Origin of the sequence: Microbacterium natoriense (genome assembly GCF_030816295.1) — a bacterium.
Lineage (GTDB): Bacteria > Actinomycetota > Actinomycetes > Actinomycetales > Microbacteriaceae > Microbacterium > Microbacterium natoriense_A.
The window spans coordinates 515,205-529,655 of record NZ_JAUSXV010000001.1 but is presented as its reverse complement, the minus strand read 5'-3'; the positions used below and the strand labels follow the sequence as shown (position 1 = coordinate 529,655).

General features: G+C 68.2%; 12 protein-coding genes. 11 read left to right on the top strand and 1 reads right to left on the bottom strand.

All coding sequences use genetic code 11. From position 1 onward, the window contains the following. Positions 1-136: 136 nt before the first annotated feature. The 6 genes from QFZ53_RS02485 (at position 137) to QFZ53_RS02460 (ending at position 6,299) form a co-directional block, all read left to right on the top strand. Complete coding sequence (locus QFZ53_RS02485; protein ID WP_307293144.1) at positions 137-709, top strand: hypothetical protein; 573 nt, start codon at positions 137-139, stop codon at positions 707-709. An 85-nt stretch (positions 710-794) separates the two neighbouring features. Further along, positions 795-1,088 carry a hypothetical protein gene (locus QFZ53_RS02480; RefSeq protein ID WP_292908494.1) on the top strand — a complete coding sequence of 98 codons (294 nt, stop codon included), beginning with the start codon at positions 795-797 and terminating at the stop codon, positions 1,086-1,088. A gap of 178 nt (positions 1,089-1,266) precedes the next feature. Then, a complete protein-coding gene (locus tag QFZ53_RS02475; protein WP_307293141.1) occupies positions 1,267-2,694 on the top strand; it encodes a CCA tRNA nucleotidyltransferase in 1,428 nt (475 codons plus the stop codon). A 165-nt stretch (positions 2,695-2,859) separates the two neighbouring features. After that, positions 2,860-4,188: a GAF domain-containing protein gene (locus QFZ53_RS02470; RefSeq protein WP_307293139.1), complete on the top strand. Its 1,329-nt coding sequence runs from the start codon at positions 2,860-2,862 to the stop codon at positions 4,186-4,188. 114 nt (positions 4,189-4,302) lie between these two features. Further along, positions 4,303-5,850, top strand: a complete 1,548-nt coding sequence (gene exaC / locus QFZ53_RS02465; protein WP_292908498.1) for an acetaldehyde dehydrogenase ExaC — start codon at positions 4,303-4,305, stop codon at positions 5,848-5,850. Positions 5,851-5,921: 71 nt separating this feature from the next. Further along, positions 5,922-6,299, top strand: a complete 378-nt coding sequence (locus tag QFZ53_RS02460; protein ID WP_292908500.1) for a DUF779 domain-containing protein — start codon at positions 5,922-5,924, stop codon at positions 6,297-6,299. Between the two features lie 35 nt (positions 6,300-6,334). Here QFZ53_RS02460 and QFZ53_RS02455 read toward each other — a convergent pair whose 3' ends face one another. Next, positions 6,335-7,735, bottom strand: a complete 1,401-nt coding sequence (locus tag QFZ53_RS02455) for an MFS transporter (RefSeq protein WP_307293135.1) — start codon at positions 7,733-7,735, stop codon at positions 6,335-6,337. Between the two features lie 57 nt (positions 7,736-7,792). Here QFZ53_RS02455 and QFZ53_RS02450 point away from each other — a divergent pair, with 57 nt between their 5' ends. From QFZ53_RS02450 to QFZ53_RS02430, 5 genes are all read left to right on the top strand, one after another. Next, on the top strand, positions 7,793-8,707 hold the full coding sequence (locus tag QFZ53_RS02450) for a helix-turn-helix transcriptional regulator (protein WP_307293134.1): 915 nt from the start codon (positions 7,793-7,795) through the stop codon (positions 8,705-8,707). Between the two features lie 139 nt (positions 8,708-8,846). After that, a complete protein-coding gene (locus QFZ53_RS02445) occupies positions 8,847-10,484 on the top strand; it encodes an ABC transporter substrate-binding protein (RefSeq protein WP_307293132.1) in 1,638 nt (545 codons plus the stop codon). An 81-nt stretch (positions 10,485-10,565) separates the two neighbouring features. Then, the gene (locus tag QFZ53_RS02440) at positions 10,566-11,672 is read left to right on the top strand and encodes an ABC transporter permease (RefSeq protein WP_292908508.1); all 1,107 of its coding nucleotides are present in this window, start codon (positions 10,566-10,568) and stop codon (positions 11,670-11,672) included. Between the two features lies 1 nt (position 11,673). Next, on the top strand, positions 11,674-12,669 hold the full coding sequence (locus QFZ53_RS02435) for an ABC transporter permease (protein WP_292908510.1): 996 nt from the start codon (positions 11,674-11,676) through the stop codon (positions 12,667-12,669). Continuing rightward, on the top strand, positions 12,669-14,306 hold the full coding sequence (locus QFZ53_RS02430) for an ABC transporter ATP-binding protein (protein ID WP_307293129.1): 1,638 nt from the start codon (positions 12,669-12,671) through the stop codon (positions 14,304-14,306). Before QFZ53_RS02435 ends, QFZ53_RS02430 begins: the two co-directional genes overlap by 1 nt. Positions 14,307-14,451 lie beyond the last annotated feature (145 nt).

Here is a 14,451-nt window from a genome sequence, read left to right as displayed (position 1 = left end):
TCGAGACTGGTTCCGGAGTACGGCGTGGACGGAAGCGGACCGGGCTGAGTTCGAGCGGCGCCTGGCACGTGCACGTCGATACAACCGTCCGCAGTATCTCCGAATCAAGGGCATTGCACTTCACGGCGTCGGCGAAGTGGATTCAGCTCGCGCTCTCTGGCACCGTGTACTCGACGATGTCGAGACATCCTGGGTTGATGCCGCGCCGACAGCCGAGCATCTTGCGGATTCCTATCGCACGGATGCCCAGGAGCTCGCGGCGTTCTACTATCGCGAGGTGGAGAGGCTCAGCCCGACTGGAAGCGCGACCTCTGGCACGCACCAAATCAGGCTCGCCCAACTGCTGCTCGACACTGGATCCGATCATGATCTCGAGGAAGTCGAGCTTCTCCTCAATCGGTGGATCGAGAGCACGAGCGGGCGTCTTCCCAGTCAGCTCTTCCTCTGGAACGTCACGTTCATCCATTGGGCGCTCAGGCTCGGCGCTGATGAGCCCGCAAGAGACGCCGCACGCCGAGCCGTGGATCTCGCGGCTCGAGGGCCGGTGTTCACGCGTCATCCCACGGTCGGAGTCGTGGTCGCGGACGAGACAACCCTCGACTGGCTGCACTCGCTGGCGGAGCCGGACGAGCGCCCGGAGACCGGACGCCCGGCGCTATGGAGGCGGATGCTGAGTCGTGGCTTCGGTGCGGATCGGTCAAGCCGCTGAGCGGCGAGACGGAAGCCACGGCATCCGTGTCACTCCCGGACCACGGCATGCTTCGATCTACTCGCCCTGGGCTACCGTTGACGGCATGAGCCACGCAGACGACTCGTCGATCGACGCCAGGGTCGCAGCGGTCCGCAAGGATTACGCCGCCCGACTGAACAGGAAGTTCATCGTCTTCGCGGTGGTCGAGGGGGCGCTGCTCGCTCTCACCGTCATCGTGGTCTACGTGCTGGGCATGGTCGACCCCGACAACGGCCGCCTGGTGCTCGTCGGCGTCGCTCTGCTCGGCGGACTCGGGCTCAGCGCCATGCTCATGACGCACCTGCGCTCCCAGACGCAGGCGATCGCACAGGCCCGAGGAGAGAACCCGCTGTTCTGACGCGCGCCGTTCCCGGCGGCCAGACGTCCGGCATCCTCGTGTGCGAAAAGTCGGACTTTCGAGTCGACACGGCGGTGACGGATGCCGCGGCACGGCGTGTCACGCCACGGCTCCGACTTTTCATACGGCCACCCCTCCCAAGTGAACCCGTGCGCACCTGCCCGGTACGCTGGAACCCATGCTCAACATGGCCGACGGCCTCGCCCGTCTCGGCGCGCTCGCCGAGAATCCGGTCGTCCGCACCCTCGCCGAGGCGTTCGCCGCGGCCGGCTTCGACCTCGCCGTCGTCGGCGGGCCGGTGCGCGACGCCCTGCTCGGACGCCCCACGCACGACCTCGACTTCACGACGAACGCGCACCCCGACGACATCCTGAAGATCGTCACGCCGATCTCCACCGCGCGCTGGGACATCGGCCGTGCGTTCGGGACGATCGGCGCCCGTGTGCAGGGCGAACAGGTCGAGATCACCACGTACCGCGCCGACAGCTACGACGGCGTGACCCGCAAGCCCACGGTCGAGTTCGGCGACACGATCGACGGCGATCTCGTCCGGCGGGACTTCACCGTCAACGCGATGGCCCTGCAGGTTCCGGCCGTGAAGCTCGTCGACCCCACAGGCGGAGTGGAAGACCTGATCTCCGGCGTCCTGCGCACGCCGACCGACCCGCACGTCTCGTTCGGCGATGACCCGCTGCGCATGCTCCGCGCCGCCCGGTTCAGCGCGCAGCTCGGCTTCTCGATCGAGCAGGCCACCGAACATGCGATCGCGCAGCTGCGCGAGACGCTCAAGATCGTCAGCCCCGAGCGCATCCAGGGCGAACTCGTACGCCTCATGCAGACCGACGACCCGGTGCGCGGCATCCGCGTCCTCGTCGACACCGGACTCGTCGACGAATTCCTTCCCGAGATCAGCGCCCTGCGCCTCGAGATCGACGAGCACCATCACCACAAGGACGTCTACGAGCATTCGCTGACGGTGCTCACCCAGGCGATCGAGCTCGAGCACACGCGTCACCCCGGGGCCGCGCCCGACGTGCCGCTGCGCATCGCCGCCCTGCTGCACGACATCGGCAAGCCCCGCACCCGCAAGCTCGAAGACGGCGGCGTGGTGAGCTTCCATCACCACGACGTGGTCGGTTCGCGCATGGCCCGCAAGCGACTGCAGTCGCTGCGGTTCGATACCGATACGACGGATGCGGTGGCGACCCTCATCGAACTGCACCTGCGTTTCTTCGGCTATGCGGAGGGCGCGTGGACCGATGCCGCGGTGCGCCGCTATGTACGCGACGCCGGTGACCTCCTCGAGCGCCTGCACATCCTCACTCGCGCCGATGTCACGACGCGCAACAAGCGCAAGGCGGCCCGGCTGGCGAGCGCATACGACGACATCGAGTCCCGCATCGCGGCGCTCCGCGAGCAGGAGGAGCTCGACAGCATCCGCCCCGAGCTCGACGGCAACCAGATCCAGCAGATCCTCGGCATCGCCCCGGGTCGGGAGGTCGGCGAGGCCTACCGGTTCCTGCTGGAACTGCGCCTCGACGAGGGAGTGATCGGAGCGGATGCCGCCGAGCAGCGCCTGCGCGACTGGTGGGCGAGCCGGAGCTGAGGCCCGGCGGCGACCGATCGCCGGGACGACGGCACGAGAGCGTGAGAACCGAGAACCTGGCGCCCGGATGCGAAACGCCGAGGCACACGGTACGCGAACCCTGTTCCCCCGCGACCGCCCTGCTCGTACACTGAGACCGTCCGCTCACGATGATCGGAGACCGCTGTGGCTGCGTCGTGGAATGCGTCACGGGATGCCCCGCCTGAGGCGTCGCGACTTCTGATCGAGCGTGCCCACGAGGAGCTCATCGCCGGGAACCTCGACGACCGCAGACTTCAGCAGGTGCGCCCGCTCGTGCGAGAGTCGTGGGAGCGTTCGTGGCGCAGTCGGGTCGGCCCGGAAGGCGCGCCGCAGCTCGAGCTGGTCAGCGAAGAGCTCGACCGCTATCGGCTGGCGCATCCGCTCGCTTCGGCGATGGACATGATCAGGGCGCTGCTGCTGCCCGGATCGGCGGAGGACTCCGGCGTGGTCGTCGCGGTCGGCGATCGGGCCGGACGCCTGCTCTGGATCGAGGGCGACAGTCAGTTGCGCTCGCTCACCGACGGAATGGGTTTCGTCGCCGGGGCGAACTGGGCTGAAGACGCCGTCGGCACCACGGCACCCGGCACCGCCCTCACGCTCGGTCAGTCCGTGCAGATCCGCGGGGCAGAGCACTACAACCGGCTCGTGCATCCGTGGTCGTGCACCGCGGCTCCGGTGCGAGACCCCGAGACGCACCAGCTGCTCGGTGTCATCGACATCACCGGCGGTGACCAGGTGGTGAGCCGGCAGGCGCGCCTTCTCGTCGACGCGACGGCGCGGGCGGTGGAGTCGGAGATGCTCGTCGCGAGGTTGCGTGAACGCGCCGATTCCTCCCGTCCGCCGACCCCTTCCCGCAGCGGCACGGGCACGGTGCGCGGCATCCTGCATGTCCTCGGACGCGATCGCGCCCGGCTCGAGACCGACACCGAGTTCGGCGAAAGGGTGATCGAGCTCAGCGGACGGCACGCGGCCATCATGCTCATGCTCGCCGTGCACCGGCAGGGGCTGTCGGCCGAGCGGCTCACCGAACTCGTCTACGGCGAGGGGGCGTCGCCCGACACGCTCCGCCCCGAGATGGTGCGGCTGCGCAAGGTCCTCGAGCGCACGGCGTGCGGTCTGATCCCCGAGTCGCGTCCGTACCGGCTGCCCATGCCGCTGGAGACGGATGCGCAGGACGTGCTGTCACTGCTCGATCGAGGAGCGCACAGGGTCGCTCTCACCGCCTACCGCGGTCCCGTGCTTCCCGAATCGACCTCTCCCGGTGTGGAGGAGTTCCGCGAGACATTGCGTGCCGCGCTGCGCGAGGTGATGTTCTCCGAGGCGAGCCTCGACGTCCTGCTCGCCTACGCCGAGATCCCAGAGGGGCAGAACGACGCCGAGGTGCTGAGGCTCGCACTCGAGATGCTTCCCGCGCGCTCGCCGAAGCGCGCCGCGCTCGTGGCCCGCATCGAGCGGCTCGAAGCAGAGGCCTGATCCGGCATCGCGCAACCCGATGCAACGTGACGCACGAGCGTGCAACGGTTGCAGACCTACCTTCGGACCAGAGCCGCGCAGCACCGACGCCGCGGCACCGTCGAAGGAGTCACGATGACCATCGTCGAAGAAGACGTGTCCACCGCCTACGCCGCCCCGGGGCAGCCCGGAGCTCTGGCGAACTATCGCCCCCGCTACGGTCACTACATCGGCGGAGAGTTCGTCGAGCCCGTGAGAGGTCAGTACTTCGAGAACGTCAGCCCTGTCAACGGCAAGGCGTTCACCGAGGTCGGCCGCGGCACCAGCGAAGACATCGACCGGGCTGTCGAGGTGGCATGGAAGGCGTTCGCGAGCTGGGGCAAGACGAGCCCGGCCGAGCGCGCCGTCATCCTCAATCGGATCGCCGACCGCATCGAGCAGCACCTCGAGGAGATCGCGATCGCCGAGACGTGGGAGAACGGCAAGCCCGTTCGAGAGACGCTCGCCGCCGACATCCCGCTCGCGATCGATCACTTCCGCTACTTCGCCGGCGTCCTGCGGGCGCAGGAGGGCGGTATCAGTCAGCTCGACGAGAACACGGTCGCGTACCACTTCCACGAGCCGCTCGGAGTCGTCGGCCAGATCATCCCCTGGAACTTCCCGATCCTGATGGCGGTGTGGAAGCTCGCTCCGGCGCTCGCCGCAGGCAACTGCGTCGTGATCAAGCCTGCAGAGCAGACGCCGGCATCCCTCCTGTTCCTGTTCGACATCATCGGCGACCTGCTGCCGGCCGGCGTCGTGAACATCGTGAACGGCTTCGGCATCGAGGCGGGTGCTCCGCTCGCGCAGCACAAGCGCATCCGCAAGGTCGCGTTCACGGGTGAGACCACCACCGGTCGCCTGATCATGCAGTACGCCTCGCAGAACCTCATCCCGGTGACGCTGGAGCTTGGAGGCAAGAGCCCGAACCTGTTCTTCGAAGACGTCGCCCGCGCAGACGATCCCTTCTACGACAAGGCGCTCGAGGGCTTCACGATGTTCGCGCTGAACCAGGGCGAGGTCTGCACCTGCCCCTCGCGCGCACTGATCCAGCGCTCGATCTACGACGGCTTCCTCGCCGACGGGCTCGAGCGGGTGAAGAAGGTCGTGCAGGGCAACCCGCTCGACCCCGCGACGATGATCGGCGCGCAGGCGTCGAACGACCAGCTCGAGAAGATCCTCAGCTACATCGACATCGGCAAGCAGGGCGGCGCGAAACTCCTCATCGGCGGTGAGCGTGCCGATCTCGGCGGAGACCTCAGCGAGGGCTTCTACATGCAGCCGACCGTGTTCGAGGGCACGAACGACATGCGCATCTTCCAGGAGGAGATCTTCGGACCTGTGCTGTCGGTGACGAGCTTCAGCGACTTCGACGAGGCGATCTCGATCGCGAACGACACGCTGTACGGCCTGGGCGCCGGCGTCTGGAGCCGCAGCGGAGACACCGCTTACCGCGCGGGTCGCGCGATCGAGGCCGGCCGGGTGTGGACGAACACCTATCACCAGTACCCCGCGCACGCCGCGTTCGGCGGCTACAAGCAGTCGGGCGTCGGCCGCGAGAACCACAAGATGATGCTCGATCACTACCAGCAGACCAAGAACCTCCTGGTCTCCTACGCCGAGGGACCGATGGGCTTCTTCTGATCCGCACCACCGGGCGGGCGCGATCTCGGGACGCGCCCGTCCGGCATCATGTCTCGGCGAGAGGAGCAGACATGCACCAGCGGGTGGACGTGACGGATGCCGCGGCATCCCTCATCCGCGAGCTCACCGCGCAGCACGGTCCGCTGATGTTCCATCAGTCGGGCGGATGCTGCGACGGCTCGGCGCCGATGTGCTATCCGATCGGCATGTTCATCACGGGGCCCGGTGACGTGCTGCTGGGGGACCTCGACGTCGGCCTCGACGATTCCGTCGAGGTGTACATGTCCGTGTCGCAGTTCGAATACTGGAAGTACACGCATCTGACCATCGACGTGGTGCCTGGCAGGGGCGCCGGGTTCAGCGTCGAAGGGCCGACCGGCATGCGATTCCTGATCAGATCGCGGATGCTGGATGCCGCGGAGCTCGAGCACTTCGGTCTGAGCGCCTGAACCCCCGACAGTGCGCGGACCGAGGGGGTCCTCCGCTACTGCGGAGACAGTCGGCGCAACCGTCCGGCGGTGACCGCGAAAGCGATCGCCAGCAGCACGTTCAGCAGCAGGCACGCGGCGAACCCGGCGCCTCCCGCGGCCGAGAACACATCGGCGAGCACGGCGATCACGGCGACGCCCACGGCGAGTCCCGCCTGCTGGACCGTGGCGAGAAGACCGCTCGCCATGCCGGCCAGCTCATGCGGCAGCGAACCCATGATCGTGCCGATGAGCGGCGTGTACATCAGCGCCTGCGCGAATCCGAGCAGAAGCAGCGCGGGCTGCATGCCGAGCATCGACGGCGCCGGCCACTCGAGCCACACCATGAGACCGATCGCGAGCAGCGCGACGGCCTGCACGACGGCGGACCCCCGCATGAGACTCGGCGCACCGAACCGGATCGCGAGTCGCGGCGACAGGAGCGTGCCGGTGATGAAGGCTCCGGCGAACGGCGCCAGGGAGATGCCGACCGCGAGAGGGTCGAGCCCGAGCCGGGCGGATGCCGTGGAGGAGAACAGGAAGACGAAGGCGCCGTACCCGGTGAAGAACAGGGCGGTGAGAAGGAGACCGACTCGCAGCATCGGAGTGCGGAGGACCTCTCGGGGCAGCAGCGCCCTGTGCGAGGGGAGGCGGCGCTCCCACGCGGTGAGCACGATCGCGGCGAGCAGTGACGCGGCGAGGGAGGCTGCCGTCCACCACGGCCAGCCCAGGCTCCGACCGAGACCGAGGGGAACGAGGAGCGCCACGATGGCTGTCGCGAGGAGGATGCTGCCGAACACGTCGATGCCGGGCTCCGAGGGCGAGCGCGTCTCGGGGATCAGCCCGGTCACGCACAGGACGACGATCGCGAGCACCCCGATGGCGGCGAAGGCGAGGCGCCAAGAGCTCGGACCCAGAGCGGCGAGAGCACCCGCACCGATCTGGCCGACCGTGGTGCCGACGCCCAGCACGGCGGCGTAGATCGAGGTGAGCCGGGTCCGTCTGGTGCCCGACGTGGTCGCCTGGATCGTGGTGAGCGCCTGCGGCAGCAGGAGTCCGGTCGCCACACCCTGAGCCGCGCGCACCACGAGCAGACCGGCCAGACCCGGAACCAGGCTCACGGCGAGCGATGTGAGGGCGAGCAGGACGAGCCCGGCCCGGAACAGCCGTCGCCGTCCCAGGCGATCGCCGAGCCGTCCGCCGAGGACGAGCACGGCCGCGAACCCCGCCGAGAACAACGCCACGAAGAGCCCGGCGGCACCGGCATCCGCTCCCACCTCCGTCGCCACGGACGGGGCGACGATCGTCGCCGCGCCGAAGATCACGTTGGCGAGCACGGTTCCTCCGAGAAGCGCGGTCGCCCCTGCGTCGGTCAGGCCGTCGGAACTCGCTCGTGGAAGGGAGATGGTCTGGGTCATGAGACCAGATTCGTCCTTATCCATCCAGGTATCCAGAGCGTGCTTATCATGGTACTGATGATGACAGCGGACAGCACGGCCACCGCCCGGCATGAGCTCGGAGCCTTTCTCCGCAATCGGAGGGAGAGGCTCAGTCCTGCGCAGGTGTCCCTTCCGCCTGGAGGCCGCAGGCGCACCCCGGGACTGCGCCGCGAAGAAGTCGCCGTCCTGGCTGGGGTGGGCGTCACCTGGTACACGTGGCTCGAGCAGGGCCGGGACATCCGCCCGTCCCCGGCCGTGCTCGACGCGATCGCCGGGGCGCTGCGCCTCGATCTCGAGGAACGCGAACACCTCTGGGTGCTCGCGACCGGCCACGCAGCACCAGGCGCGCCGCTGTCGTCGATGTGCGAGGTGGTGACCGCCGACCACCTCGCCCTGCTCGCCACGCTCATGCCGCTCCCCGCCTGCATCCAGACCGCGACATACGACATCCTCGCCAGCAACGCGGCCTATCGCTTTCTCATCGACGACCTCGATGCCGTGCCCGTCGCCGACCGCAACTGCATGGTGCGGGCGTTCCTCGATCCGGTCTGGCAGCGCTCCTACGGCGACTACGACGCGGTCACGACCCGCATGGTCGCGCGACTGCACGCCGCGATGGCCGAGCATCTGGACGATCCGGCCTGGACCGGGCTGGTCGAGAGGATGCGCACGGAATCCCCCCGCTTCGACGCGCTGTGGCAGTCCGGCGAGATCGCTCGGGACACTCCCCATGAGCAGGTGTTCCGCCATACCCGCGCCGGGTCGGTGCACGTGCGCTTCGTGCCGCTCTGGATAGATCGGGCGCGTTCGGTTCAGATCAAAGTCCTCCAGCCCGTCGATGCGTCCAGCGCGGAGGCCTTCGCCCGGATGGCGGCCGAACTCCACGACTCACCCGTCGTCACCGCGCGTCCGAAGGTGGCGGCGCGGCTCGAGTCCGCCCTCGTCGCCTGACGCCGCGTCCCATCCCGCACGGGTTTCGGTCTCGTTACGGTTTCGGGCACCCCCTCGGCATCCGGGTGCATGCATGTGCATGATGGTGCGATGAGCCCGTCCACCAGACGAGGCTGCACCTTCACAGATGGGGAGATTCATGTCTCTGCGTAAAAACACGCGAAGCCGCCTCGGCCTCGCCGTCGGCGCCCTCGGCGTCGCATCCCTGGTCCTCGCCGGCTGCGCAGCCGGCGGCGGCGACAACGGCGGGGGCGGCGGTGACGCCAAGGGCGGCGACATCATCGTCGGCACCACCGACAAGGTCACCACTCTCGACCCGGCCGGATCCTACGACAACGGTTCGCTCGCCGTGCAGATCCAGGTGTTCCCGTACCTGGTCAACACCGACTACAACAGCAACGAGGTCGTCCCCGACCTCGCCGAGTCGGCCGAGTTCACCTCGCCGACTGAGTACACGGTGACCCTTCCCAAGGGTCTGAAGTGGGCCAACGGCAACGACCTCACCTCGTCCGACGTGAAGTTCTCGTTCGAGCGCAACATCAAGATCGCCGATCCGAACGGCGCATCGAGCCTGCTCTACAACCTCGACAGCGTCGAGGCCCCCGACGACACCACGGTCGTCTTCCACCTGAAGACCGAGAACGACCAGGTGTTCCCGTTCATCCTCACGAGCTTCCCCGGCGCGATCGTCGACGACGAGGTCTTCTCGGCCGACGCCCTCACCTCGGATGACGACATCGTCAAGGCAAACGCCTTCGGCGGGGCGTACGTGATCTCCTCGTACGACTTCAACAAGACCGTCGAGTTCACGCCGAACGAGAACTACAAGGGACTGATCGACGCGCCGGTCAACAACAGCGTGGTGCTCAGCTACTTCGCCGAGTCCTCGAACCTGAAGCTCGCCGTGCAGCAGGGCGATGTCGACGTCGCCTACCGCAGCCTGTCGGCCACCGACGTCGAAGACCTCAGCGGCAACGACAAGGTCAAGGTCGTCGACGGACCCGGCGGCGAGATCCGCTACATCGTGTTCAACTTCAACACGCAGCCGTACGGCGCGACGACCGCCGAGGCCGACCCGGCCAAGGCCCTCGCCGTTCGCCAGGCCGTGGCCGACCTCGTCGACCGCGACGCCATCTCGGAGCAGGTCTACAAGGGCACCTACACCCCGCTGTACTCGTACGTCCCCGAGGGCTTCGCGGGCGCGACCGAAGCGCTGAAGGGCCTCCACGGCGACGGAAACGGCGCCCCGGATGCCGACAAGGCGAAGTCGACCCTCGAGGCCGCCGGCGTCACCACTCCGGTGAAGCTGAGCCTGCAGTACAGCCCCGACCACTACGGCCCCTCGTCGGGTGACGAGTACGCCCTGGTCAAGTCGCAGCTCGAGGACTCGGGTCTGTTCGAGGTCGACCTGAAGTCGACCGAGTGGGTGCAGTACTCCGAGGACCGCACGGCTGACGTGTACCCGGCGTACCAGCTGGGCTGGTTCCCGGACTACTCCGACGCAGACAACTACCTCACGCCCTTCTTCCTCAAGGAGAACTTCCTGGGCAACCACTACGACAACCCCGAGGTCAACGACCTGATCCTCAAGCAGGCCGTCGAGCCGGATGCCGCGACGCGTACGGCTGACATCGAGAAGATCCAGGAGCTCGTCGCCGGCGACCTGTCGACGGTTCCGCTGCTCCAGGGCGCTCAGGTGGCCGTCGCAGGCACCGACGTCGACGGCGTGACCCTCGACGCATCGTTCAAGCTGCGGTTCGCCTCCATCACCAAGTAGCATCACGATCACGACCCCGTCCGCTTCCGCTCGCCGAGTCGAAGAGGGCGGGGTCGTTGATATGCGCGAAGGACCCCTCACATGACGAGCAACGTCGCTGCGTCGTCCGCCGGGACAACCCCGGCCGACGGCCTCCCGCCCGCCCGCACAGCCCGCCGCAGATCCGGTGGAACCTCGCTGGGGCGCTACATCCTCATCCGCTTCCTCCTGATGATCCCCACCGTGCTGATCCTGGTCACGGTCGTCTTCTTCCTGATCCGGCTCACCGGCGATCCGATCACCACCGCTCTGGGCGGACAGCTGACACCCGCGCAGCTCGCCGAGCGCATCCACGCCGCGGGCTACGACCGCCCCGTGCTGGTGCAGTACTTCGAATACCTGGGTCAGATCCTGACCTTCGACTTCGGGACCACGCTCACGGGCAACCGGATGCCCGTGACAGAGGTGCTCGTCACGTACGGCAGCGCCACGCTCGAGCTCGTGATCTACGCGCTGATCGTCGCGTTCGTCGTCGGCATCCCCCTCGGCATGGTCGCGGCCGCCAAGCGCGACCGCTGGCCCGACGCATCGCTGCGGGTCTCGGCGATCCTCTTCTACGCCACACCGGTGTTCTTCTCGGGCCTCGTCGCCAAGCTGATCTTCTCGGTGTGGCTGGGTTGGCTGCCCGTCTCCGGCCGCGCGAACGTGCGCACCGAGATCGCGCTGAGCAAGGAGGGGACCGGCATCTACCTCATCGACGCGATCGCCTCGGGCAACCCGGCATACGTGCAGGACGTGCTGCTGCACGCGATCCTCCCCGCAGCGACTCTGGGTCTGCTCACGGCGGGTATCTTCCTGCGCCTCGTGCGCACGAACCTGATCGGCACGTACAACATGCCCTACATCGACGCGGCCCGCTCGCGCGGCGTCAGCGAAGGGCGCCTGGTCCGCACGCACGCGTACCGTCCGGCCCTGATCCCGATCATCACCGTGATCGGGCTGCAGATCGCGCTGATGCTCGGCGGCGCCGTGCTCACCGAGACGACGTTCGAGTGGAAGGGGCTCGGCTTCCAGCTGGCCGCCTACCTCGGCGCACGCGACTTCGTCGCGGTGCAGGGCATCGTCGCGATGATCGCCGTGATCGTCGCCGTCACCAACTTCGTGGTCGACATCATCGCCGCGTTCGTCGACCCGAGGGTGAGGTACTGACATGGCGAAGCCCTCGCTCTTCGACCGTCTTCCGGTGATCCATCAGCTGCGACAGAGCGTCGGTCTGCAGCGCGGCATGCTCGTCGCAGGTCTCGTGCTGACCGGTCTCTTCCTGATCACCGCTCTCTTCGCGCCGTGGCTCGCCCCGTACAGTTACGACCAGCTCAAGGGTGCCGACGGCAACTTCGGCGCCCAGCAGGCGCCGAGCGGAGCGCACCTGCTCGGCACCACCGTCGGCGGCTACGACGTGCTCTCCCGTGTCATCTGGGGATCGCGCACCGCACTGCTCGTCATCGTCGTCGCGGTCGCGCTCTCGGTCGTGATCGGCGTGCTGCTCGGCCTCGTCTCTGGATACCTCGGCGGCTGGGTCGACCGCGTGCTCGTGGTGGTCGCCGACGCGATCTACGCCTTCCCCACCCTGCTGCTCGCGATCGTCGCGGCCATCGCGATCAGCGGCGGCCAGTCGGGACTCTGGCCCGGCGTGCTCGCCGCGGCGATCTCGATCACCGTGGTCTTCGTGCCGCAGTACTTCCGCGTCGTGCGCTCCGAGGTTCTGCGCGTGAAGGCCGAGGCCTTCGTCGAGTCGGCGCGGGTCATCGGCGCGTCCACGAGCAGGATCATGTTCCGCCACGTGCTGCGCAACTCCACCCGGACCCTGCCGCTCATCGTGACCCTCAACGCGGCCGAGGCCATCTCGACCCTCGCCGCGCTCGGCTTCCTCGGCTTCGGCATCGAGCCGACCGCGGCCGCCGAGTGGGGCTTCGACCTCAACAAGTCGATCAGCGACGTCGCGGCCGGAATCTGGTGGACGGCGATCCCGCCGGGACTCGCGATCGTGTGCGTCGTGCTCGGCATCACGCTCATCGGCGAGAGCCTGAACGATCTGGCCGATCCGCGTCTGCGCGCCCGTCGCCGGGCCGGTCGCGGCACGACGCCGGCCGATGCGGTCGCGGCGACCCAGCCGGTGACCCGAGAAGACCTGGGAGAGGTGCAGTGATGACGACAGCAGTGGACATCCGCGACCTGAACATCACGTTCGCGACCGACGGCGGCGACGTGCAGGCCGTGCGAGGCGTCACCCTCGACGTGCAGACCGGCGAGGTGCTCGCGATCGTGGGCGAGTCGGGCAGTGGAAAGACCGTGACGGCGAGGTCGATCCTCGGACTGCTGCCCGAGACGGCGATCGTGGGAGGCACGGTCATCCTGGACGGCACCGAGATCACGAGACTCGACCCTGCGGGCCTGCGCGCCGTGCGCGGGCCGAAGGCCGCCATGGTGTTCCAAGAGCCCTCGAGCGCCTTGAACCCCGTGTTCCCGGTCGGCTGGCAGCTCGCCGAAGGCCTGCGGGCGCACGGCGGCGTCAGCCGCAAGGCGGCCAGGGCGCTGGCGATCGACATGCTCCGGCGCGTCGGCATCCCCGAGCCCGAGCGCCGCGTCGACGACTATCCCCACCAGTTCTCGGGCGGACAGAAGCAGCGCATCGTGATCGCGATGGCCCTCGCGCTCAAGCCGAAGGTCATCATCGCCGACGAGCCCACCACGGCGCTCGATGTCACGGTGCAGGCGGAGATCCTCGAGCTGCTGCGCAGTCTCCGCGACGAAGAAGGCACCGCGATCGTGCTCATCACGCACAACATGGGCGTGGTCGCCGATCTCGCGGATCGCGTCGCCGTGATGCTGAACGGCGAGCTCGTCGAGACCGCGCCTGTGGCCGAGCTGTTCGCGGCTCCGCAGCACGAGTACACCCAGCGCCTGCTGGCCGCCGTGCCGCGCCTTCTGGTCACCGACCGGCGGGCGCCGGAGACGGATGCCGCCCCGCTCGTGGTCGCGAAGGATCTCGTGATCGAGTACCCCGGCCGGTTCGGCCGCGCGGCGTTCAGGGCCGTCAAGGGAGTGAGCTTCACGCTGTCGCCCGGCGAAGTGGTGGGGCTCGTGGGCGAGAGCGGCTCGGGCAAGAGCACGATCGGCCGGGCGATCGCGGGACTCACCCCCGTGTCCGACGGTTCGCTCGAGGTGCTCGGAATGGAGATGCTCGGCGTGCGCGAGCGGCATTTCCGTCCACTGCGCAAAGACCTCGGATTCGTGTTCCAGGATCCCGCGACGAGCTTCAACCCGCTGCTCACGATCGCGCAGAACGTGGCGGAGCCGCTGATCGTGCACGGCATGGCCAAGGACCCGTCCGACGCGCGCCCCCGGGTCGACGAGCTGCTCGAGGCGGTGCAGCTGCCCGGCGCCTTCGGCGACCGCTATCCGCATGAGCTCTCGGGCGGCCAGCGTCAGCGGGCTTCGCTGGCCCGTGCGCTCGCGCTCGATCCCAAGCTGCTGATCGCCGACGAACCCACGAGCGCGCTCGACGTGTCGGTGCAGGCCAGAGTGCTCGAGCTGTTCGGCGAGGTGCAGGAGCGCTTCGGCTTCGCGACGCTGTTCATCACGCACGACCTGGCCGTGGTCGACATGCTCGCCCACAAGGTGGTCGTGCTGCATCGCGGCGAGATCGCGGAGTACGGACGCACGGCCGACGTGCTCGGCGCCCCGAAGGACGAGTACACGAAGCGCCTGATCGCGTCGCTTCCCGTTCCCGACCCGGTGGAGCAGGCGGTGCGTCGAGCCGAATGGGCCGCGTTGCACGGGTGATCGCAACCGCTTGCAACCTTCATTGGCATACCATATTGAACGCGGTGCACATACGTCAGCCCCCAGCTGACCGCACTCGCTGGCGGCTCGTCCGCCATGCAGAGGAGGTCCCCAGCTTCTTCTGATCCCGAGGGGGGATGGGGTG